General features: G+C 62.2%; 18 protein-coding genes. 11 read left to right on the top strand and 7 right to left on the bottom strand.

Annotated elements, in window-relative coordinates:
- Nucleotides 1–35 precede the first annotated feature (35 nt).
- On the top strand, nt 36–779 hold the full coding sequence (locus NKH02_RS07260; RefSeq protein WP_352877529.1) for a DsbA family protein: 744 nt from the start codon (nt 36–38) through the stop codon (nt 777–779).
- 105 nt (nt 780–884) lie between these two features.
- Nucleotides 885–4,343: a chromosome segregation protein SMC gene (gene smc / locus NKH02_RS07255; protein WP_352877526.1), complete on the top strand. Its 3,459-nt coding sequence runs from the start codon at nt 885–887 to the stop codon at nt 4,341–4,343.
- A 30-nt stretch (nt 4,344–4,373) separates the two neighbouring features.
- Here the strand turns inward: smc and NKH02_RS07250 are convergent, their stop codons facing one another.
- From NKH02_RS07250 to NKH02_RS07230, 5 genes are all read right to left on the bottom strand, one after another.
- Nucleotides 4,374–6,464 carry an O-antigen ligase family protein gene (locus tag NKH02_RS07250; RefSeq protein ID WP_352877523.1) on the bottom strand — a complete coding sequence of 697 codons (2,091 nt, stop codon included), beginning with the start codon at nt 6,462–6,464 and terminating at the stop codon, nt 4,374–4,376.
- Nucleotides 6,465–6,922: 458 nt separating this feature from the next.
- Nucleotides 6,923–7,225 carry a hypothetical protein gene (locus NKH02_RS07245; protein WP_352877520.1) on the bottom strand — a complete coding sequence of 101 codons (303 nt, stop codon included), beginning with the start codon at nt 7,223–7,225 and terminating at the stop codon, nt 6,923–6,925.
- Entirely contained in the window at nt 7,215–8,264 is a 1,050-nt protein-coding gene (locus tag NKH02_RS07240; RefSeq protein ID WP_352877517.1) for a TerC family protein, read from the bottom strand. The genes NKH02_RS07245 and NKH02_RS07240 overlap by 11 nt, the downstream gene beginning before the upstream one ends.
- A 287-nt stretch (nt 8,265–8,551) precedes the next feature.
- A complete protein-coding gene (locus NKH02_RS07235; protein WP_352877514.1) occupies nt 8,552–9,772 on the bottom strand; it encodes an acetate/propionate family kinase in 1,221 nt (406 codons plus the stop codon).
- 51 nt (nt 9,773–9,823) lie between these two features.
- Nucleotides 9,824–12,244 carry a phosphoketolase family protein gene (locus NKH02_RS07230; RefSeq protein WP_352877512.1) on the bottom strand — a complete coding sequence of 807 codons (2,421 nt, stop codon included), beginning with the start codon at nt 12,242–12,244 and terminating at the stop codon, nt 9,824–9,826.
- A gap of 465 nt (nt 12,245–12,709) precedes the next feature.
- On the opposite strand from NKH02_RS07230, the gene NKH02_RS07225 reads away from it, so the two are divergent.
- From NKH02_RS07225 to NKH02_RS07185, 9 genes are all read left to right on the top strand, one after another.
- Complete coding sequence (locus NKH02_RS07225; protein WP_352877509.1) at nt 12,710–13,087, top strand: hypothetical protein; 378 nt, start codon at nt 12,710–12,712, stop codon at nt 13,085–13,087.
- A gap of 163 nt (nt 13,088–13,250) precedes the next feature.
- The gene (gene copM / locus NKH02_RS07220; RefSeq protein WP_352877506.1) at nt 13,251–13,853 is read left to right on the top strand and encodes a CopM family metallochaperone; all 603 of its coding nucleotides are present in this window, start codon (nt 13,251–13,253) and stop codon (nt 13,851–13,853) included.
- 12 nt (nt 13,854–13,865) lie between these two features.
- Complete coding sequence (locus NKH02_RS07215) at nt 13,866–14,144, top strand: DUF5676 family membrane protein (RefSeq protein WP_352877504.1); 279 nt, start codon at nt 13,866–13,868, stop codon at nt 14,142–14,144.
- Between the two features lie 19 nt (nt 14,145–14,163).
- On the top strand, nt 14,164–14,613 hold the full coding sequence (locus NKH02_RS07210) for a hypothetical protein (RefSeq protein ID WP_352877501.1): 450 nt from the start codon (nt 14,164–14,166) through the stop codon (nt 14,611–14,613).
- A gap of 19 nt (nt 14,614–14,632) precedes the next feature.
- Nucleotides 14,633–14,938, top strand: a complete 306-nt coding sequence (locus NKH02_RS07205; RefSeq protein WP_352877499.1) for a DUF2933 domain-containing protein — start codon at nt 14,633–14,635, stop codon at nt 14,936–14,938.
- A gap of 2 nt (nt 14,939–14,940) precedes the next feature.
- Nucleotides 14,941–15,609, top strand: coding sequence for a methyltransferase family protein (locus tag NKH02_RS07200; protein ID WP_352877496.1), 669 nt, complete (start codon nt 14,941–14,943; stop codon nt 15,607–15,609).
- An 89-nt stretch (nt 15,610–15,698) separates the two neighbouring features.
- The gene (locus NKH02_RS07195) at nt 15,699–17,129 is read left to right on the top strand and encodes a multicopper oxidase family protein (RefSeq protein WP_352877494.1); all 1,431 of its coding nucleotides are present in this window, start codon (nt 15,699–15,701) and stop codon (nt 17,127–17,129) included.
- Nucleotides 17,130–17,178: 49 nt separating this feature from the next.
- Nucleotides 17,179–19,620 (top strand): heavy metal translocating P-type ATPase, encoded by a 2,442-nt coding sequence (locus NKH02_RS07190; protein WP_352877491.1) that lies wholly within the window; start codon nt 17,179–17,181, stop codon nt 19,618–19,620.
- Nucleotides 19,617–20,885 carry an MFS transporter gene (locus tag NKH02_RS07185; protein ID WP_352877488.1) on the top strand — a complete coding sequence of 423 codons (1,269 nt, stop codon included), beginning with the start codon at nt 19,617–19,619 and terminating at the stop codon, nt 20,883–20,885. The genes NKH02_RS07190 and NKH02_RS07185 overlap by 4 nt, the downstream gene beginning before the upstream one ends.
- A gap of 43 nt (nt 20,886–20,928) precedes the next feature.
- Here NKH02_RS07185 and NKH02_RS07180 read toward each other — a convergent pair whose 3' ends face one another.
- Nucleotides 20,929–22,290 carry a glucoamylase family protein gene (locus tag NKH02_RS07180; protein WP_352877485.1) on the bottom strand — a complete coding sequence of 454 codons (1,362 nt, stop codon included), beginning with the start codon at nt 22,288–22,290 and terminating at the stop codon, nt 20,929–20,931.
- Nucleotides 22,291–22,316: 26 nt separating this feature from the next.
- Entirely contained in the window at nt 22,317–22,961 is a 645-nt protein-coding gene (locus NKH02_RS07175; RefSeq protein ID WP_352877482.1) for a CBS domain-containing protein, read from the bottom strand.
- Nucleotides 22,962–23,222 lie beyond the last annotated feature (261 nt).

The raw sequence follows: 23,222 nt of genomic DNA, 5'->3' as shown, positions 1-23,222 counted from the left end.
GCATTGCAAAATCCAACCCTTGTCAGGTGATTCGTATGAACCGTCCCCCGTTCGGCCAAAGCTTGTCTCGCAGAAACGTCCTGTCTTCGCTGGCCGCCATTCCGGCGGTCGCCCTGCTCGCCGCCTGCAGCGACTCCAGCGAGGAAGCCAAGGCCGCGGATGTGAAGCCCGCGAACCCTGCCACTCCCGCGAAGCCCGCCACGCCGGCCGCCGCAACCGCGCCGGAAGCCCAGGGCACCGTGGATATGGCGGAACTGATGAAGCCGGGTGCGCTGCCCGACAAGCAGCTTGGCAAGGACGACGCTAAGGTTACCATCGTCGAATATGCCTCGATGACCTGCCCACACTGCGCGCATTTCGCCGAGACCACCTTTCCGGAACTGAAGACCAAGTACATCGACACCGGCAAGGCGCGCTACATCCTGCGCGAATTCCCGTTCGATCCGAGTGCCGAAGCCGGTTTCATGCTGGCGCGCTGCGCCAAGGATAACTATTACCCTATGGTCGACGTCCTGTTCAGGCAGCAGGCGAACTGGGTTGGCGTTCAGAACACCAAGGATGCGCTGCTGCAAATCTCGAAGCTCGCCGGTTTTACACAGGAGTCCTTCGAGGCCTGCTTGACGGACCAGAAACTTCTGGACGATGTGAGATCGGTCCAGAAGCGCGGCGCTAATGAATTCAAGGTCGACTCGACGCCGACCTTCTTCATCAACGGTAAGACCTACAAAGGGGCGATGTCGATTGAGGAAATGTCGGCCATCATCGACCCTCTGCTCTGATGTCCAGTCAGCACTGAGGCTGCGGCGCTCCGGCGTGCGCGGCTTCTTGTCGTGCCGCGAATTCCTTTTGCAAAACCGCGCAAACCCTCTTAATGGGCGGCGCGAATGAAGTTTTCGCGCCTTCGCCTCCTCGGTTTCAAGTCCTTCGTCGAGCCCGGCGAGTTCGTCATCGAACGCGGACTGACCGGCATTGTCGGGCCGAATGGCTGCGGCAAGTCGAACCTGGTCGAGGCGCTGCGCTGGGTGATGGGCGAAAGCTCCTACAAGAACATGCGCGCGTCCGGCATGGACGATGTCATCTTTTCCGGCTCGGGCACGCGCCCGGCACGCAACACCGCCGAAGTCACGCTTTTCCTCGACAACAGTGATCGCTCGGCGCCCGCGGCCTTCAACGATGCCGACGAATTGCAGGTGTCGCGCCGCATCGAGCGCGAGGCGGGCTCGCTTTATCGCATCAATGGCAAGGAAGCGCGCGCCAAGGACGTGCAGCTTCTGTTCGCCGACCAGTCGACCGGCGCGCGTTCGCCGTCGATGGTCGGTCAGGGCCGTATCGGCGAACTGATCCAGGCCAAGCCGCAGGCGCGCCGCGCCCTTCTCGAAGAGGCGGCCGGCATTTCCGGCCTGCACACCCGCCGCCATGAGGCAGAGCTGCGGCTGAAGGCGGCCGAGCAGAACCTCGAACGGCTGGACGACGTCGTCGGCGAACTGGAAAGCCAGATCGAAAGCCTGAAGCGCCAGGCGCGCCAGGCCTCCCGCTTCAAGAACCTGTCGGCCGATATCCGCAAGGCCGAAGCAACGCTCTTGCATCTGCGCTGGACGCTGGCCAAGACCCAGGAGGGCGATGCGCGCTCGGCACTTGCCGTTGCCACGGCACTTGTCGGCGACCGTGCCGCCGCACAGATGGCCGCCGCCCGCGAGCAAGGCATCGGCGCTCACCGCCTGCCCGATCTGCGCGACGCGGAAGCCGCCGCGGCCGCTGCCTTCCAGCGCCTGTCGATCGCCAAGTCGCAGATCGAGGAGGAAGCCGGCCGTATCCGTGCCCGTCAGAGCGAACTCGAGCGCCGGCTGCAGCAACTCGACGGCGACATCGCCCGTGAGGAGCGCATGGTTCGCGACAATGCGGACATCCTCGAACGCCTGCGCACCGAGGAAGCCACGCTCAATTCCGAAAATGCCGGTGCCGCCGAGCGCGAGGCGAGCACCCGCGCCGCCTTCGAACAGGCGGCATCGACGCTTTCGCAAAGCGAAGCCAAGCTCGCCACGCTGACCGCCGAGCGGGCAGAGGCCGCCGCCGCGCGCAACCAGATCGAACGGACGCTGCGCGACACCGCCGAGCGCCGCGACCGCTTCGCGCGTCAGCTTGCCGACGTCGACCGCGAATTGTCGGAGATACTCTCCAAGGTCGCCGGCCTGCCGGATCCGGCCGAGAAGCGCGTGCTGGTCGAACAGGCCATGGCGCTGCTGGAGGAAGCCGAGGCTGCCGTATTGGAGGCCGAACAGTCGGTTATCGATGCCCGCGCCACCGAAAGCGCTGCCCGGCCGCCGCTTCAGGATGCCAGGGCCGAGTTGGCGCGGATCGAGACGGAAGCGCGCACGCTGGCCAAGATACTCAATGCCGCCAGCGGCGACCTTTTCCCGGCCGTGCTGGAACAGATCAGCGTCGAGCGCGGTTTCGAGACGGCGCTTGGTGCGGCCCTTGGCGAAGACCTCGACGTGCCGCTCGACCGCAGCGCGCCGGTGCATTGGGGCGAAAGCGGAATCCAGCCCGGCGACGCGGCTCTGCCCGAGGGCGTCAGGAGCCTTGCAAGCGTGGTTCACGCCCCGGCACAGCTCGCCCGCCGCCTGGCGCAGATCGGTATCGTTGTATCAGGCGATGGCCGCCGCCTGCAGGCCCTTCTTGCTCCCGGCCAGCGGCTGGTCAGCCGCGAGGGCGCGCTGTGGCGCTGGGATGGCTTGACCGCCAGTGCCGACGCACCGACCGCCGCCGCACAGCGGCTGGCGCAGAAGAACCGGCTGGCCGAGCTCGATGCCGAGGCGATACAGGCGACGCTTGTCCTGCGTCAGGCCGAAGAAGCGTTGGCGCAGGCCGAACAGGCGCTTCGCCTGGCGAGCGAGGCCGAGCGCAATGCGCGCCAGGCCGGTCGTGAAGCCCAGCATCGGCTGGACGCTGCCCGCAATGCGCTGGCTGAGGCCGAACGGGCCGGCGGCGAATTGCAGAGCCGCCGCGCCGCACTGGATGAGGCGCGTGCGCGCATCGTCGACAGCCATGAGGAGACCTCGGCGGCCTTCGCCGAGGCGGAAATGCTGCTGCAGGACGCGCCCGATCTCGGCGACCTGCAATTGGAGCTCGAACAGTCCTCGGCCAATGTTGCCCGCGACCGCGCCACGCTTGCCGATGCGCGTGCGGTGCACGAGGGTCTGCGGCGCGAAGCCGAGGCGCGCGCGCGCCGGCTCGATGCCATTGGCGCCGAGCGCGGCAACTGGCTGGAGCGGGCTGAAAACGCCTCGACACAGATCGCATCGCTTGGCGAACGCAAGGCCGAAGCCGAGGCCGAACGCGAGCGGTTGGCGGATGCGCCCGATGAAATCGACGCCAAGCGGCGCGCGCTGCTGTCGCAGCTCACCGAGGCCGAGACTTTGCGCAAGGCGGCGGCCGACCGTTTGCAGGAAGCCGAGAACCGGCAATCCGAACTGGACAAGGCCGCCACCGGCGCCATCCAGTTCCTGGCCGAGGCGCGCGAGACCCGCGTTCGCGCCGAAGAGCGGCTGACCGCGGCCGACGAACGTCGGCTGGAGGTCGAGGCACGCATCCAAGAGACGCTGAACACGCCGCCGCATCTGGTCATCCGCCATACCGGTCTGGAGGCTGACAGCCCGATGCCTGATATGGCCGAGATCGAGCGTCAGCTCGATCGGCTGAAGATCGAGCGCGAACGGCTGGGCGCCGTCAACCTGCGCGCCGAGGAAGAGCAGAAGGAGCTTTCCGACCGGCTCGAGGCGATCGTGTCGGAACGCGAGGACATCATCGAGGCGATCCGCAAGCTCAGGCAAGCAATCCAGAGCCTCAACCGCGAAGGCCGTGAGCGGCTGCTTGCCGCCTTCGACGTCGTCAACAGCCATTTCCAGCGGCTGTTCTCGCATCTGTTCGGCGGCGGCACGGCGGAGCTGCAGCTGATCGAATCCGACGATCCGCTCGAGGCAGGGCTCGAAATCCTGGCCCGCCCGCCCGGCAAAAAGCCGCAGACCATGACGCTGTTGTCCGGCGGCGAGCAGGCGTTGACGGCGATGTCGCTGATCTTCGCGGTGTTCTTGACCAATCCGGCGCCGATCTGCGTGCTCGATGAAGTCGACGCCCCGCTCGACGATCACAATGTCGAGCGCTTCTGCAATCTCATGGACGAAATGGCTGCCACCACCGAGACGCGCTTCGTCATAATCACCCACAACCCGATCACCATGGCCCGCATGAACCGGCTGTTCGGCGTGACCATGGCCGAGCAGGGCGTCAGCCAGCTTGTATCGGTCGACCTGCAGGCCGCCGAAGCGATGCGCGAGGCGAGCTGACTCGTCGCGCGCCACGCCGGCCCGTCTGGCCTAGAAATAGGTTCGCGGCGCGACAAGGTTGTTCTGCTGGCGAACATAGAAACAATAGAAGCCGAACGCCGCGGCGAACCACATGAAAGCCTCACCCATAGCCAGCCGGTTGTTTGAATTGGTAAGGATGGTTAGGGCGAAGAAGACCAGTGTTGAGATGTAGCAGGACCATGCGGCCGGAGCGATAAGCTTGGCCCGCATGGCCAGCAGAACCTGCCTGGCCGACCACGTGTAGAGAAAGGCGAAGAACGCCAGTCCGACCACACCATAACGCACGGCAATCTCTAGATAACCGTTGTGGAAGACGTTGAAGATCATGGGATGATAGGTTCTGTGCTCCCATTCGGTCAGCCAGCTGGAACTGGCTCCGAAGATCGGGTGGCGTTTCCAGATCTCGATCGCGTCCGCCCACAGCATCAGCCGTTCCTTGGCTGCAAGTGGAACCGTATCGCTCGCGATGGCGCGGTCGAAGGCCGGGAGGACGCCATGCCTCAAGACATCCGGAACCAGGGCCTTGGCGAAGATCATGGTGTCGCCGGCGGTGGACGAGAAGATGTTGTGTGTTGCTACAACGCCGGCCGCCACGATCGCCAGAACGCCACCCGAAACCAACAGTTCGCGGCGATGGCCTCTCGCCAGGGTCATGACCGCCAACAAGAGCAGGACCAGCGCAAGCGCAAGCCAGACACCCTTTGACCGCATCCCAATGATGTTGACGAGGGCAAACAGCAGGATGGCTGTCGACAGCGCCCAATGCAGGTTCTTGGTTGCTTTCCTCAGGTCCGTTCTTTGGGCTGTGTATGCCATGAATTGTAGCGTGCAAAGGAAGATGAAACCGGCCGCCACCGACGCGTGGATAGGATTGTTGAAAAGCCGCGGCGCCGGTTGGATGCCATGAAGCATGTCCGAATAGGGGGTGTCCGCCGCCAGGAAGACAAGACTGAGGATCATGAACCAGAGGACGAGCCGCGCGGGCTGCCTGACAAACAGCAGAAACGCGAAGCCGGTCGTCGCGTAGAACAGCGGAAACAGGTAAATGCCTTCGGCGCCACCCAACTGGTGGGTGCCGAAATAGACGATCGCCAGTCGGATGAAGACATAGAGCGACCAACCTATGCACAGACCGCCGACCCAACCGATCAGCGGTTTGCTGTAGGTCCACAGGTCCACCCTGAACCAGCGGACGACTGCGACCAAGGCCAGCGCCAGCCCCGCATAGCGGTAGGTGTCGGCCTCGCGCCAGACCGCGGAGACCAAGGCGAGAATAGCGAGTGCCGCAAGCAACAGAAGCAGGGTGTTGCGCGGCGCGGCGCCCCTGGCATAATCCGGGGTTTCTCGCGGCAAAGGGGGCCGCAGCAGGACGTGATGCAGGCGGCGCAGCTCGTCGCTGGCCCGCAACGCCCCGGCGCGTAGCCGGCTCGGCCCGCCAAGCCTTGCGAATTTGTAGCTTCCCGAGGGACCGGCTATGCCGGAAATCTTGCTGCTGGCGGCGAAGCCAAGCACGTTTTGGCGGACCGAATAGACTTTCAGGCCGGTATCCCAAAATCGTTCGAGTGCGACGTCCCATGGCATTTTCATTACGGCGAGCGCCGACAACAGTCCCCGCGCCCCCTCCCGCGTAACCAGATAGGCGGCCGCTGAGCCTTGCGGGCCATGCAGCGCGCGACCGATCTCGTCGCCTTCCGTCGTCTCGACGGCGCGCATGAAGAAGCTCATGCGATGGTTGATCAGCTTGATGACGTCGAAATCCGGGACCGCCGCGATGATGGCCTCGATGCGCGGTATGGTGTTTTCGCTGAAGAGGACGTCGTCCTCGACAATCAGGCCATGGGCGCCGCCGCTGGCCAGGAACGTTTCCAGCGCTTGGATATGGCTGCGGTAACAGGCATATTCGCCGGCCAGAATGTCGCGCCCGCTTAGCTTGCGCGCGGTTGGAAGATCGATCTCCGTCCATTCCTCCTTAGCGAGGGCGCGGCCGTCGATGGCCGCAATGCGCTGCAAGGTCAGGCCGGCCACCTCGGCGCTGGCGACCAATTCGCTCCAGCGACCGGTCTCGCGATCGACGTTGATGGCGAAGATAGGAAGGTTCATTGAAGTTCCATGTTGAGCCGCCACCCCTCTTGGTCGATTCTTCGACGACCTTGTATGGAAAAGAGGGAGATGTTCAATACTATTCAGACCATGTGCAAAGTGACGATCCCCGTTTGCCGCGATTTGCACTGGGAGGCTCGAGCCACTCCAAACCCTTCGGGCCAAAAGTGTTACCCCCATGTCTCCGGTATAAACCGTAGCCCATGTGTCCGGAACGGACCTTAAAGGGATGGCTGGGGTTCTTGGAAGCTTTTCGAACTTTTTGGGTCGCGCCCCCGCCGGGATTGTATGCGCTTATGGGAGAAATTCGGATATCAGATTCGATTTTAGAGAAATTTGACCAGACATCGACTCTTTATCGCGTCCCTCCCGTGTCGTGACGTCAGTTCCAAACCTCCTGTTGGTTTGACGTCTTCTGTTCCCATCCTGATCGGACATCTCACGCACGCAGCCGTTCCTTACGCATCCTCGCCAGCTCTGTTCAGAGCGCGGACAAGGGCTGCGCATTGCGGGTCCTGGCTGTCCAGAAGCTCCACCGGCGCGGTACGGCCAATCGCTATGTTGATGGCGGTGACCGCCGCCCAGCCGTAGTCGCCGGCGGCGCGCCCAATCAGTTGCGGGCCCTGAGACGTCAGGCAGTTCTGGGACTGGCGAGCGATTTCCACCGGAAGCCTCGCGCGCTCAGCTTGTTCCTGTATCTGGGTTTCCAGGGGGCCGATGACGAGCATGGCAAAAATCCAGCTGATGAAGTCAGAAATCATATCTGTTTCCTTGCTGTTCCTTAGCTAACGGTGTTCGTCGTTGCAGCCCCGGTCGCGCAGACTGTCGCTGCTGATCCCGCGTCTTGACAAGACTCCAGACCACGCCGGCGCCGATGATCGCAAAGGTAATGACGAGCGAGAAGGCGGCCGGGAACTTCTCAAGGCCCAGGAGATCGGCGACGAAGATCTTCGAGCCGATGAAGATCAGAACGATAGCGAGCGCGGGCTTCAGGTAGCGGAAGCGGTGGATCATCGCCGCAAGCGCGAAATAGAGGGCGCGAAGGCCGAGGATCGCAAAGACGTTCGAGGTGTAGACGATGAACGGATCGGTTGTGATCGCGAAAATCGCAGGGACGGAATCCACGGCGAATATGACGTCGGCCACCTCGACCATCACCAGCGCCATGAAGAGCGGCGTGATGAACCAGCTCGCCTGGCCCGTCCCGGGATTCGTCTTTTTGACGAAAAACCGTTCGCCGTGGTGCTCGTCGGTGACGTTAAAGCGATTGCGCATGAAGCGGAAGAGGACGTTCTTCGACAGGTCGGGTTCTGCCTCCTTGACGATCAGCATCTTGATGCCGGTGATAATCAGGAACGCGGCGAAGATATAAAGAACCCAAGCGAACTCGGCGACCAGCATCGCGCCGACACCGATCATGATGGCCCGCAGCACCAAGACGCCGAGGACGCCCCAGAAGAGCACCCGGTGTTGGTAGATGCGCGGCACAGCAAAGAATGAGAATATCAGGGCAATGACGAAGACATTGTCGAGCGCCAGCGTCTTTTCGACGACGAAGCCTGTCAGATAGGCGAGGCCGGCGTCGGAGCCGAGATACCACCATACCCAGCCACCGAAGGCGAGCCCGAGCGTGACATAGAGGCCGGAAAGCATCACGCTTTCGCCGACGCCGATTTCCTTGTCCTGCCTGTGAAGAATTCCAAGGTCGAACGACAGAATAGCGATGACGAGGACAAAAAAGCTCGACCACATCCACAGCGGCGTTCCTAGCCACTCGACGAACAAAAATGAGAAACTCAAGGGCAATCCCCTGTCGGCACGAGCTGTCAGAAAATCGGTCCGACATCGCAAGAGTACGAGGCTCTCACCAGAGGGGCCCGGACCAGCGGGTTGGTACCCACTTGGGATTCATTTTCTGGCGATCAAGGGTCCGGCGGGACTTTTATTGGGGCCGGAAGATTTGGCTCGGAGTCCCGCTTAGGCTTCTTCAGGCCGGCTATTTTGGTAGCGTGCTGTTTTGGTGTGGCTGTCTCGTGACGGCGGCTTCGCCCATGGCGGCTTCCGCCACGCCGGAGACTGGAAGCAAGTCAATGTCTCCTCCGCGACGGCAGGGCAAAGCTGGGTCTTGCCCGCCTCGGCGAAGGCGCAGAGAGCAGTTGGCTGGCAACGGCTCTCTCTTCATCGGTAGGGATTACAAGAACCTCGACGCGTGAATTGGCAAGGCTGATGATCTCCTCGCCTCTTCTATTCTGGTCATGATCGATACCGACGCCAAGCCAGCCGGCAGCAAATCCGATCTTTTCCCGGATCGATGGCGCGTTTTCACCGATGCCGGCGGTAAACACCACCGTATCAAGACCTCCAAGGGCAGCGGCCAGCGATCCGATCTCGCGCCCAATGCGATAGACGAATAGATCGACCGCCTCGGCGGCGGCAGGGTCGTCCGAGCCGATGAGCGTCCGCATGTCCCCGGATATTCCCGACACGCCGAGCAGGCCTGACTGCTCGTAAAGCAGTGCGACCAATTCACCGACCGACAGCTTCCTGTCCTGCAGGAGGTGGAGAATGATCCCCGGGTCGAGCGCGCCGCAACGCGTGCTCATGATCAGGCCATCCAGCGTCGAAAACCCCATCGTCGTCGCAATGCTTCGTCCGGCGTCCATGGCGCACACGCTGGCGCCGCTGCCGAGATGGGCGACGATTGCCCGGCCGCCGGCGCCAGCGCCATAGCGGTCGCGCAGCCGCGAAGCGATGTGGCTGTAGGACAAGCCGTGAAAGCCATAGGAAACGATACCCGCCTCGGTCATCGCGCGTGGAATGCCGTAGATCTTCGCAAGGCTCGGGCGGGTTGAATGAAACGCTGTGTCGAAGCATCCGACCTGCATGGCTTGCGGGAGGAGATCGGCAGCCAGCGCCACAATTTCGAGATTGATCCGCTGATGGATCGGCGCTAACGGCTCGAGTCGGGCGAGTGCGTCGAGCGCCGGCGCATCCAGAAGCGTCGCTTGGGTGAAGTCGCGGCCGCCATGAACGATCCTATGCCCCACGCTGTCTATGCGGCGCAGGAGATCGCGGTCGGCAAGGAGGGAGACTACGGCAGTGAATGCTTCGCCGATATCGATCGGTCCATCGCCCAGGCTCCTGAAGATCTTCGGCCTGTCACCCGCAGCCTCGGCATTCAGTTGCGGATGTCCGCCAAGCGAGGCGATGTTGCCGCGCAGCAGCGGGGGGAGGCCGTCGCGTGCCTCGAAGACAGCGAACTTCAGGCTGGAGGAACCGCCGTTCAGGACGAGGATAGCGTCAATCATGAAGCCGTCCGATGTGCTGTCAACGCAGTTCGCTGAAGACGCGGCATCGGCTCAAGCTGGGCGGATTTGCACCACATCCAGGTCCTGATCCCACTTCCAATCAAGTATCTCCGGCATATCCTGCCCATGGGCGCGAATATAGGCTCGATGTTCAAGCAGCTTGCTGTCCATCGCCTGCTTGAGACCGACTTGAACGCTCTTGAGTTCCGGAACGCGTTCAAGCACGCTTTTGACGAGATGGAACCGGTCGAGGCCGTTCAGAACGGTCATGTCGAAGGGCGTCGTCGTCGTGCCCTCTTCTTTATAGCCACGCACGTGGATGTTGTCGTGGTTGGTGCGCCGATAGGTCAGGCGATGAATGGCCCAGGGATAACCATGATAGGCGAAGATGACAGGTTTGCCGGCGGTGAACAATGCGTCGAAATCCCGATCTGGCAGCCCGTGCGGATGATGCTCCTTGGGCTGCAGTGTCATCAAGTCGACGACGTTGACCACCCTGATCCTGAGCTCGGGGACGTGATGCCGGAGGATCTGCACGGCCGCAAGCGTTTCGAGGGTCGGAACGTCGCCGGCGCACGCCATGACCACGTCCGGCTCTTCGCCATTCTCGGTCGATGCCCAGTCCCAGATGCCGATCCCTGTCTTGCAATGGACGATGGCCTTATCCATTGACAGCCACTGCCACGACGGCGGCTTGCCAGCGACGATGATGTTGACGCGGTTCCATGTCTGCAGCACGTGATCGGTCACGCAAAGCAAGGTGTTGGCGTCCGGCGGAAGGTAGACGCGCACTATGTCGGCCTTCTTGTTGAGGGCGACGTCGATGAAGCCGGGATCCTGGTGGCTAAAGCCATTGTGTTCCTGATGCCAGACATGGCTCGAAAGCAGGTAGTTCAGGGATGCGACCGGCCGCCGCCACGGAATGTGTCGGGAGGCATCCAGCCATTTCGCATGCTGATTGAACATGGAATCGACGATATGGATGAACGCCTCGTAGCAGGAAAACAGACCGTGCCGCCCGGACAGCAGGTAGCCTTCAAGCCAGCCCTGGCAGGTATGCTCGGAGAGGATTTCCAGAACCCTGCCGTCGCGGCCGAGATGAATGTCTTCGGGCAAGATCGCTTCCATCCAGGCGCGCTCGGTGACTTCGAATACGTCCTGAAGCCGGTTCGAGGCGGTCTCGTCAGGCCCGACGATGCGGAAGTTCTTCGCTGACTGGTTCAGTTCCATCACGCCACGCAGGAACTTGCCCATGGCCCGCGTCGACTCCGCTTTCACCGCACCTGGCTGTTCGACCGCAACCGCATGGTCGTGCAGCGCGGGCAGGTCGAGTGACCTGCGCAGCAGGCCGCCATTGGCATGCGGGTTGGATCCCATGCGCCGCGTGGCCGCGGGCGTGGTGGCACGGATCGATGCGATGGCGACGCCGGCATCGTCGAACAGTTCCTCAGGTCGATAGCTTCTCAGCCACTCCTCAAGCAGCTTCAGATGCGCCGGGTTTTCGGCAAGGCCTGACAAGGGAACCTGGTGCGAGCGCCAGAAGCCCTCGGTCTTCAGCCCGTCAACCTCTTTCGGCCCAGTCCAGCCCTTGGGGCTGCGCAGCACGATCATCGGCCATTTTGGTCGCGACGCCGGCGCCGAACCAGCGCGCGCGGCGTGCTGGATCGCGCGGATACGGTCCAGCGCATCGTCCAGCGTGGTCGCCATCAGCTCATGCATCAATACCGGATCATGCCCCTCGACAAACAGCGGTTCATAGCCATAGCCAACGAACAGCGCTCGCAATTCTTCTTCGGGAATGCGGCCCAGGATGGTGGGATTGGCGATCTTGTAGCCGTTCAGATGCAGGATCGGCAGCACCGCACCATCGCGTGCCGGGTTGAGAAACTTGTTCGAATGCCATGCGGTGGCAAGCGGTCCGGTCTCCGCCTCGCCGTCGCCGACGACACAGGCCACGACGAGATCAGGATTGTCGAAGGCAGCACCATAGGCATGAGATAGTGCGTAGCCCAGCTCGCCTCCTTCGTGGATCGAACCCGGCACGTCGGGAGCGGCGTGGCTAGGAATCCCGCCTGGAAATGAAAACTGTCGAAACAGCCTGCGCATTCCCTGCTCGTCCATCGAAATGTCGGGATTTAATTCGCTGTAGGTGCCCTCCAGATAGGTGTTTGCCACCATGGCCGGGCCGCCATGGCCGGGACCGCAGACATAGATGACGTTCGTGTCTCGAAGCCGTATGGCGCGGTTGAGATGGGTATAGATGAAGCTCAGGCCCGGAGACGTTCCCCAGTGACCGAGCAGGCGCGGCTTGACGTGCTCCAGCCGTAGTGGCTCGCGAAGCAGCGGATTGTCGAGCAGGTAAATTTGGCCAATCGTCAAATAGTTGGCGGCGCGCCAATAGGCATCGATGTCACTCAGTTCGTGTTCGGACAACCGGCTGGTGGGGATAGGTATTGTCTTGTGCTGGGTCATGCCTGTCTCTCGTTGCCGGTTGGGAATGCCGCCGGATCGCGACGCGCCCGCGCTTATCGAACCCTAGCGAATGGACGCGTTCGCGCACCATTCAGTCCGTCATTGTTCGGTTGACCTTCTAGATGCTCGATCGTCGGGATTGCGTGCTCCTTCGGTTCCATGGAATCCGAACTTGGGGCCAACCCAACGAGCTTCGCCTGCGTCGCACTCGTAGTCCATTTTCGAACCAAGCGTCGTCCATGACGAAGCGCTCATATGAGGCCGAAATGAATACGAAGGGTCGGCCGGCGATTCTATCCTGACGGGAGTCTCGGTGGAACGCGGCTTTGCCGACATGGTTTCAGCTCCAGTTCATTCCCCAAGGAAGAGCTGGGAAAAGAGGCTCGCTGAAACTAGGCGCTCTCCCAGAGCCGCGGCATTGATTTGCATCAAAGTGGTGGCGCACGGTTGGGCTAGACTGAATGCATGAAAATCGCGTTGGCTCAGCTTCGGTTATGGGTGGCAGTGATCCTCCTGATCGCGGGCGGTGCCGTTGCCGCTTCTGCAATTGGCGCCGATGCCGGCGTCACAACTGACGTTGCGACGCTCACGACGAGCGCCTTGCACAAGGTGATGGGTCACATCGCGTTGACAGACCAAGACAACCATCGCGCGCCATGTGATGGCTGCCTGGATTGCGTGCACTCGACCGGCTCCGGCTGTTGTGCTGCAGGCATTTCCGCCGGCGAATGCGGCGTTCTTCACGACGCGCCGGTTGCCGTCCGCTTCATGCCGGGCAAGGCTTTTCAGGCAACGGGCATCGACCCCGAGGCCCTCCTGCGACCTCCCCAGACCTTCGCCTGATATCGCGCCGTCGGGGTGCTCGGGACTATTGAATCCAGCAGTGCCATCAAGTCCCCATAACGAGCGAACGATCCGCGAAACCATACCGGTAGCGGCGATCCGGGCTGCCTTGCGCATCCTGAATTCGCCTGTCGGTTTTCACATCAACGACAAGGAAACAGCCATGAAAACCCACCTTCGATTGATCACGCTTGCCGTATGCGCAACCCTTTCGGGTGCGGTTTTTGCTCAGACAGATCCGCACCATCCGGCGGCCGACGCACCACAAACCACGACAACGGCACCGGCCGCGGAGGCGATGTCTGGCGGGTCGCCCGAGCAGTGCACGGCAATGATGTCCACGATGCAGAAGATGATGCCCATGATGGAGAAGATGGCTCCCATGATGCAGCAAATGATGCCGATGATGCAGCAGATGACGCAGGGCGGAATGATGCAGGGTGGGCAAGGCGGGATGATGCAGGGTCAGAGCGGCATGACGAACATGCCGATGGACGCCGCCAACATGTCAGAGGCCTCCAGAAATTATATGGAGGCGATGAAACGAATGGACGCGCCGATGATGCGGGGCATCGAGGCCGGCGATCCCGATGTCGCGTTCGTCCAGGCGATGATCCCTCATCACCAGGGCGCCATCGATATGGCACGGTCGGTCCTGCAATTCGGCAAGGATGATCAGGTCAAGATTTGGGCCAATCAAATCATCACGGCTCAGCAGTCCGAGATAGCCGCCATGCAGGAATGGCTCAAGCAACACGCGAAATGACAGGAGGAAGACATGGACAAACTCAGTGTCCTGTCCGTCGGCATTGCGCTGGGCGTGACGTCGGCCCTGATGAGCATGCTCTGCGCTTTGGCCGTCGCTATCTGGCCAGAGGCAACACTCGATTTCTTCGGCGCCATCATGCACGGGCTCGACCTCAGCGCGGTCAGGTCTACGGCGCCGATGAGCCCCGTCCGAGTTCTCTACGGCGTTCTCGGGCTTGGCATCGTCGGGGTGCTTGCGGGTGTCGTTTACGCCTCGATCTACAATGTCGTCGCCACAGGGCGCCGGTAAGCAAGTCGAGGTTCAGCCCATGAAAGCCACAGTCAATCCATGGACGACGTCGTCCGTCACTCTTGCCCTGGCGGGGATGATCATCGCCGGGATCGGACTGTATTTCATCGCCCTCAGGCCACCCCTGCTGCCCGAGGACGTCCGCTATATCAACCTCTCGGCGGCCGAACTCGAAGCCATCGGTCCACGGCTTGCCATGTGGCTCACCCAGGTTTTCCGGGTGCTCGGCGGCTACGCCTTGGCCACCGGCGTTCTCTTGGTTGCGCTGGCAATCACCGCGTTCCGCGCGCGCCATCCGGTCGCGGTGGCCGGCGCTCTGATCGGAGGAGCGTCGTCCATCGGCTTGATGTCGATGGTCAACTTCACGATCGGCTCCGACTTCAGGTGGCCACTGTTCGCCTGCGCGCTGGTCTGGGCCGTAAGCCTCATCGCGTATGGGCTCGAAAGCTCCCGCAACGACAATCGATGACAAATAAGGAACCCATCCCATGAATACCAACAATGTTCACCGCATGTCGGGTCCCCCGACCGGGTCCGAACCAGAACCGGAGGCAGGCGGATTTTGGGCCTCGAAAACCGGCCTGGTCACGATCGCTTTCCTGCTGATCGCCGCGTTTTTCCTTCTCACCGAGCACCGGGCGCATACCTTCGGTGTCTTGCCGTTTCTGTTGCTGCTCGCCTGTCCTCTGCTTCACATGTTTCACCGCGGGCACGGCGGTCACAGCGGTCATCCAAGGCACAAGGAACCCGAGCCGGGCGCGCAAGACAGCACCACCCACCATAAAGGAGCATGACGATGGTCGAGCAATCTCCCGCCTACGGCCTCTGGGGCCTGGTCATAATCAATTCGGCGATTTTCATCCTGTTCGCATTCAGCTTCTTCAAGCCGCGGACCGGCCGCGACTGGCGTTCCTTCGGTGCATTCAGCGCCTTCCTGGTGGCGCTGTTTGCCGAGATGTATGGGTTCCCGTTGACGATTTATTTGTTCTCGGGGTGGCTGCAGTCAGGATACCCCGGCATCGACTGGTTCTCGCATGACGCCGGTCACCTTCCGGAAATGATGTTCGGCTGGCGTCTCAATCCGCATTTCGGCCCGTTTCACGTTCTCAGCTTCATCCTGATCGGCGCCGGTTTCATGCTGATCTCGACCGCGTGGCGAGTGCTTTACGACGCGCAGCATCACAATCGCCTCGCAACGGACGGCCCATATGCTTCCATCCGGCATCCGCAATATGTCGGCTTCGTCCTCGTCATGGCGGGATTCCTCGTGCAATGGCCGACGCTGCTGACGCTGGCGATGTTCCCTATACTGGTCGGCATGTATGTGCGGCTTTCCTTCATCGAAGAGCGTGAAGCGAGAAAGGAATTCGGCGACGCATACGACCGTTACGCGGCCCGTGTGCCCGCCTTTTTTCCGCATGTGACCAGGTTGTTCGGTTCGGCCGGCGGGCGCAGTGCGCCCTGATCGCACCGGCTCATCGCCGACGCGTTTGAACCTGATCTTTATGCGCTGAACGAAACAACGAAACTCCCAATCGAAGCGAGGAAATCATTATGAAACGTCGAGATATCCTGAAGGGCGCGGTGGCAGGCGCCGCAGTTTTTGCAATCCCATCGAGCTTGCTCTCGGCAGCCTCCGCCAGTCAGTCAGACGGCCAGCCGCTCGGCATCTCGCGCCGCACGATCGAGGTGAACGGCAAAGCTGCAAGCGTCTTCGGCCTGCAACGGGCTGACGGCGCGCCCGGCCTGCGCTTGCGGGCGGGGGATGCCTTCAACGTGCTGCTTCGAAACGAGACTGCCGAGCCGACGATCATACATTGGCACGGGTTGACGCCGCCGTGGCCGAGCGACGGAGTAGCCGACGCGCCACTGCCGCTCATCGGCGCTCGCGCCGATCGCGGTTTCGATTTTCCGGTCGGCGAGCCCGGCACCTTCTGGATGCACGCTCATACCTTGCAGGAACAATTGCTGCTGGCCGCGCCGCTCATCGTCGCCGATCCCGCCGATGACGCAAAAGACGAGCAGGAGGTCGTCATCCTGCTCCACGATTTCTCGTTCGCATCGCCTCAGGAACTGCTGGCTGGGCTGCAGAGCAAGAACACCGGCGGCTCCATGCCGATGGACGGCATGGATATGTCGGGAGCGCAAGCCGACGCCATGGCAGGGATGAACGATGGCGGCATGACGACTGATATCAATGACATCGAGTATGACGCCTATCTGGCCAATGACCGGTCCCTGAACGACCCCGAGATCGTGCCGGTCGAACGAGGCGGACGCGTGCGGGTGCGGATCATCAACGGCGCTACGGCGACGGCGTTTACAATCGATTTCGGGGAACTTGAAGGCGAACTGATCGCGGTCGACGGTCAGCCTGTCGAACCCGTCAGAGGCCGGCGGTTTCCAATGACGATGGGACAGCGCATCGACGTGCGCGTGCGGTTGCCGCGCGACCTCAGCTCCTCCTTTCCGATCTTGGCGCTGCGCGAGGGAAGCAAGGAGCGCACCGGAATGGTCCTGCGTCCGGCGGGGGCGGCGGTGGCCAAGCTCGGGACGGCGGCTGATGTCGACGCCCCGGTTTTGGACCTGACGCTCGAGGCGCAACTTCGGGCAATGTCGCCGCTTGCATCACGCCCTGCCGAAAAGACGTTCGAAATGGCGCTGACCGGCGATATGGCTGTCTATCGCTGGGGACTCGAAACCAGTGCTCCCATCCTTGTGGACAAGGGCGATCGCGTCGAGGTCACGCTGCGCAACGACACCATGATGGCTCACCCGATGCACCTTCACGGCCATCATTTCCAGGTGGTCGCGATTGACGGGCAGCGCTTCCGGGGCGCCGTTCGCGACACCGTGCTGGTGCCGCCGATGCGCTCGATCACCATCGCCGTCGATGCAGTCAATCCGGGCAAATGGGCGTTTCACTGTCACCATCTCTACCACATGGCGAGCGGCATGATGTCGACCTTTGCCTACCGAGGCTGAAACAATTCAGGCGGTGCGATCGCCCCGAACCGCGGCACGGAGAACGATGATGAAAAAGGTCAATCTGGAAGTGCGCGACCTTGTCGGCATGATGGATTTCGCAGCGGTCGAAAAACGTCTGGCGGCTCTGCCGGGCGTCGCCGGTGTCGCCATGAACGCGGGGTCTACGACCGCGACCGTCGAATTTGACGAGGGGCAGACGAGCCCGGAAGCCCTTGCTCTGGAAATCAAGGCCTGCGGCTTCCATTGCCGTGGCGAGGTCGTGCCGCGGCATCTGTGCATTCCCGGCAGCACGACCATTCCGCCGGGGTATCCGCAAGCAACCTCCGGGCATGTCGTGCATGATCACGCCGAGCACGATCATGGGGGGCACGCCGCCATGACTGAACCCGGTGCAGCGGGTCCGAGGGCGATTGCAGATAAGGCACCGCACGACGCCATGGCCCATGAGATGGGACACGGCGCCGGCATGGACATGCAGGGCATGGTCGAGGACATGCGCAACCGGTTCTTCATCAGCCTGGTCTTCGCGCTGCCGATTTTCGCCATGGAGCCGATGGGCCTCGGCGAGCCCTGGCTGCGTCCGCCCTTCGGCCTCAGCGAAGACCTTGCGATGTTCTTCCTCGCCAGCGCCGCGATCCTCTACCCGGTCTGGCCGTTCCTGGTCGCCGCCTGGCGAGCCCTGCGCAACGGCGTCCTCAACATGGCCGTGCTGGTGGTGCTGAGCGTCGGCACCGGCTACCTGTTCAGCGTCGGCGCGACCTTCTTCTTCGAGGGGCAGCAATTCTACGAGGCGGCGAGCGTGCTGCTCGTGTTCATTCTGCTCGGACATTGGCTGGAGATGCGCGCCCGCGCCGGGGCGTCGGCCGCGATCAGGGCCCTGCTCAACCTCGCCCCGCCCAAGGCCTCAGTTTTCCGTGATGGCAAGGAGGTCGAGGTTGCGACCGCCGACGTCGTGCTCGGCGACATCGTGGTCCTGAGACCCGGCAACAAGCTTCCCGTCGACGGCGAGGTGATCGAGGGCACATCGACGATCGATGAATCGATGCTGACGGGCGAGTCGATGCCGGTGACCAAGAAGGTCGGGGACAAGGTCATCGGGGCGACGATCAACAAGAGCGGGATGCTGCGCTACCGCTCTACCAAGGTGGGTGCCGACACTGCGCTTGCCCAGATCGTCAAGCTGGTCCAGGAGGCTCAGAACTCGAAGGCCCCGGCGCAGTTGCTCGCCGATCGCGCCTCGCAATGGCTGGTGATCGCCGCGATCCTCATCGGGCTTGCGACTTTCGCCGTCTGGTTCTGGTGGCTCGGCCAGCCTCTGCTGTTCGCAATGACCTTGACCATAACCGTCTTCGTCATCGCTTGTCCCGATGCGCTCGGCCTCGCTACACCCATGGCCGTCATGGTCGGCACCGGCCTTGGTGCCGCAAAAGGGATTCTGTTCAAAAACGCAGCCGCTCTCGAGGAGGCGACCAAGCTCAACGTAATCGTCTTCGACAAGACCGGCACGCTCACCATGGGGCAGCCCAAGGTCGTCGAAATCGTCTCGGCTGCCGGCGTTTCGCCCGACGAGGTTCTGCAGGTCGCAGCTGCCGTGGATCAAGGGTCGGATCACCCGCTCGCCGTCGCCATCGTCCAGCGAGCCACGGCTATGAAGCTTCCCAACGTGTCGGGCTTCCTGAATATCGAAGGCAAGGGCACCAGTGCCACGATTGGTGGAGACCAGGCTTTCCTCGGCAACCGGCGCCTCATGGACGAGCAGAAGATTGATCTTCTGGCGTTGGGCGAAACAGCCGAAGCGCTAAAGGGCGAAGGCCGCACCGTCATCCATGTTGCACGGTCCGGCAAGCTGCTCGGGCTGATCGCGATCGCCGATACGCCGCGCCCGACGGCCATTGCAACGATTGCCAAACTACACGAGCAGGGCGTGCGCGTGGCCATGCTCACCGGCGACAACGCCGGCACCGCGAAACGCATCGCCGACGCACTCGGCATCGACATCGTGCTCGCGGACGTGCTGCCAGGGCAGAAGGCGGAAAAGATCAAGGAACTGCAAGGCCAGGGCCTGAAGGTCGGCATGGTCGGCGACGGCGTCAACGACGCGCCGGCTCTGACGCAAGCCGATGTCGGCTTCGCCATCGGTGCGGGCACCGATGTCGCTATCGAGAGTGCCGACATCGTGCTGATGAGGAGCGATCCCTACGATGTGGTCGGGGCGATGACGCTCTCGCGCGCCACGCTGCGCAAGATGCACCAGAACCTGTGGTGGGCGGTCGGATACAATCTCATCGCCTTCCCGATCGCGGCGGGCGTGTTCTACCCGTTCCTGCTGAGCCCCGAGCTAGCGGCGCTGGCAATGTCGGGCAGTTCGGCTCTCGTGGCCATCAACGCCCTGCTGCTCAAGCGAACCAGGCTAGAAGGCATTCGACCTGCCGCCGCATCGACGACCGAAGGCGTCGCTCATCAGCACCCGCGCGGCTCGATGGCATGAGCGTGCCGATGCAAGCTCGCCTGCCCACGTCTCGATGGAGCTTGGGCGCGATCCTGGCCTCGGCCTTTGTCGTTGCGCTCGGCTACGGAATTGTCTTGCCGGTCCTGCCGATGATGGTCGAGCGGCTTGCCGGGTCCACCGACCCGGCATTCAATGCGCGGCAGATTGGCCTTTTGACCGCTGCCTATGTCGCTGCGCCCGTGGTCGCCGCTTTCCTCTGGGGGAAGTGGTCGGATCTCATCGGTCGCAGACCTGTCCTTGTCATCGGCCTGATCGGCTTTGCCGTGACCTTGGCGGCATCGGCGCTGGCACCGAGCTTGCCCGTTCTTTATATCGGGCGGATCCTGAATGGTGGCTTCGCGGCAGCCGTGGGGCCAACGGCTCTTGCGTTCGTTGCCGACACCGAAGGTGAGGATGATCGCCGCACAAGAATATTCGGCTGGATGAGCATGGCATCGATCGCGGGCTTTCTGGTCGGGCCGATGCTCGGCGGGCTCGTGGCAGAACTGAAACTTGACTTGGGCGTGGCGGCTGTCCCGCCACAGACCATTCCCTTCCTCCTTGCGTCCGGCCTCGCTGTGGCGGCAGCTCTTGGCGTGTGGTCTGCGCTGCCTGGACACATGCTGCCCGGCCCCCGTGTTGAGACGAGCAAACCCGGATCCTCAATGTTCGTATCTGGAGAGATACGGCTGCTCGCTCTTGCCGCCGTGGCCGCGGCAGGGCTTGGTGCATTCGAGGTCGGGCTCACGCTGCGAAACGTTGAACTCGCAATGGGTCCAGCCGCGCTCGGCCTCATGTTCGCGACATGCAGCGTTGTGATGTTTGCGGTCCAGGGCCTCGTCTTTTCGCCGCTCGTCAAACCGGCAGCGACGAGGCTGCTTGTGGCGCCTGCCTTCCTGGTGATGGCGATCGGTCTGGCGGTTATGCCGACACTTGCCGGACTCACGGAAATGCTGCTTGCGGTTTCCGTTGTTTCGGCTTCGGCCGGCGTGATCAGCCCTTTGCTCGCCTACTGGGTGTCGCGCATCAGCGCACGAAGCCAAGGTATGGAACTCGGCATCCAGTCGGCAGCTGTCAGCCTCGGGCTGTCAGTGGGCTCCGCGGCCGCCGGCCTGCTGTTCAGTTACCACGATCTGGAAGGCGCCGCCTTCCTCGTCGCTGCCGCAGCCATGGGTCTCGCCGCAATCGCAAGCCAGAGGCTGCGGCTACCGCCGGTGCCAGAGCGGGCCGACCCTTTGGTCGTTCCCGGAAGGAGTGCTCCCTAGCGGGCAGTCTCCCACCAAATATGCTCCTCCCCTTCGGGGCCGCTCAAGCATCCGGCGTAGGCTCCGGACCAAATTCTTTCAGCCAGCCGCCTTCAAATCCCGCCCGCTGCAGGCCGCTGCGGATATACCGGCACGAGCGCATCAATCGCCACAGGAGCCCGCTGCATTCGTTCTCGATCATGAGCACGACGGGACCTTCGTTGAGGCCGAAATGCCAAGGCGAAACCCACCATCCAAAGGCGTTTCCGGATGTTCCCGGATGCGTGGGATTGAAGGCCGCCTTGAAACCATAGGCATTGGCGGCCTTGAGCTTGGCCTGGTGGATGCAGAAGCTGATCGCCGGTCGGACGATTTCGGGAGCAAACGGCAAGGAGGCGGCGACGGACCACGGAGCGAGCGTGCCATCGTCGGGACCATACGGGACCCCCCGCCCGACATAGCCCTCGAACCTGCGTTCGATGCCGTTCAGCTTGAGCGTGGAAGGGCCAGGACCCTCGCTTGCGGTGATGCCCCAGCAGTGTTCGCCATAACCCTCGAATCCACGCGGATTTTCGACTGCGTAACGTTGATGGACGAAGGTGGCGCGTCGGCTGTTCTCGAAATAGTCGCTTCCCTTGCTGCGCATGAAAGCATCCTGCAAGCCCCGAAGATCGATCCATACGTGCGAGAGCTGATGGATGAACAGCGGTCCCGCATAGAGATAGTCGTAGCCGTAACAGTGCTCCCATCTGAAGGTCGAGGTCCAGGCCGTGTAGCTGCTCCAGGGCAAGGGGTGTGTCGGCGAACCTAGCCCCAGGACATAGAGCAGGAGCGCTTCGTCATAACCTTCCCAGCGATACTTCAGGAATCCGTGCTCGGGTGTCCAACCATGGGTGACGGTCTCTCCCCCATCCTGCGCCCAGCGCCAGTCGGCTCGGTGATAGAGCGCCTCTGCCAACGTGCGGATCTCGGCTTCGGCCTCGGTGTCGGCATCGAAATACTGCCCTGCAGCCAGCGCGCCCGCCAGCAGGAATGTGCTGTCGATCGTCGACAGCTCGCATTGCCAGGCCCGCCGGCCAGTTTGCATGTCTAGGAAGTGATAGTAGAAGCCACGATATCCCGTAGCGTCTGGCTCAGGCCCTTGTGGACTGTTCCAGAAGAAGCGCAGCGTTGCCAAACTGCGTCCCGCTGCCGCGCTTCGACTCATGTATCCGCGCTCGACTCCCACTGGATAGGACGCCAGCGCAAGGCCGGTGGCCGCGATGCTTGCGGGCCAATTCGCTTCAGTCTTGTCCAGAACGAGACCGTTGGCGGGATTTGCTTCATGGATAAAATAGTCGAATGTCTCCCGCTGCAATATCGCCAGATCGTCTTGCATGGCAGAGGTGTTCACCGGATGATCGGTTTCGGGAGGATGCGATCGCATCGCTGTACGCCCTCCCGGACCGCTGTTCAAAGATGGGCCAGATACAGGTGGTCGAACACACCTTTGACGCCCCTGACGCCTTCGGCAACCACGCGGACAGCGTCCCGTTCATTCTGCGATGAGACCATTCCCGAAAAATGCACCAGACCATCGCTGACCGTAATGGTTATGGCGTCTCCTTTGAAGCCTGCGTCCTTTTGCAACCGCGTAAGAATGCTGCGCCGGATCGCATCGTCACCTGCCGCGGTATCATCGTGGAATTTCGCCGCAATGACGACGCGCAAAAGATCGGCACGGCTGACAACGCCGACCAGGCGCCGCCCCCTCATGACCGGAATGCGCTTGATGCCGTGCTCCCGCATCAGCGCGACAATTCGCTCTATCGGGGTTTCCTCGTCGGCCGCGACGACATCCGGAGTCATCAGATCCGCCACTTTCCAGCTGTGGCTCTTCACATAGCCACGCGCCTCGCTTGGCGAGATCGCCGCGGTACCGAGTTCCGACCTGAGCAGGAAATCGCCTTCGCTCACAATCCCAACCAGGCGGCTGTCGTCGTCGAGGACCGGCATGCCGCTGATGCGATGATCCAGCATGATCCGTGCTGCGTGTCTTATGCTGTGGTCAGGCGACACGGTAACAACCTTTGCAGTCATTACATCCTTTGCTTTCATCCGCCTTCATCCCAGCTTAGTTCGAGTGAACGGGCGCCGAGCGCCAATTCGTGATATCGTAGCGTAGACGCCCCCTTTCTTTTTTGAGGCAAATCAATACCGGCCCAGAATCAACGTGTTTGGGCGACTTGAACCGTCACTTCCAATACTTTTCGATTGGGGTGCCGACACACGTCACGGCCTTCGAATCCCTGTTTTGATTTGGATCAATGTCGCGCGCACCTCGACGGGTGACTGTGGCACGCGACATCGCGGATTCAT

It is taken from the genome of Mesorhizobium sp. M1396, assembly GCF_040317725.1.
In the GTDB taxonomy this organism is placed as follows: Bacteria; Pseudomonadota; Alphaproteobacteria; order Rhizobiales; family Rhizobiaceae; genus Mesorhizobium.
Note: the sequence above shows the minus strand (reverse complement) of the source record. Positions and strands in the feature narration are given on the sequence as shown.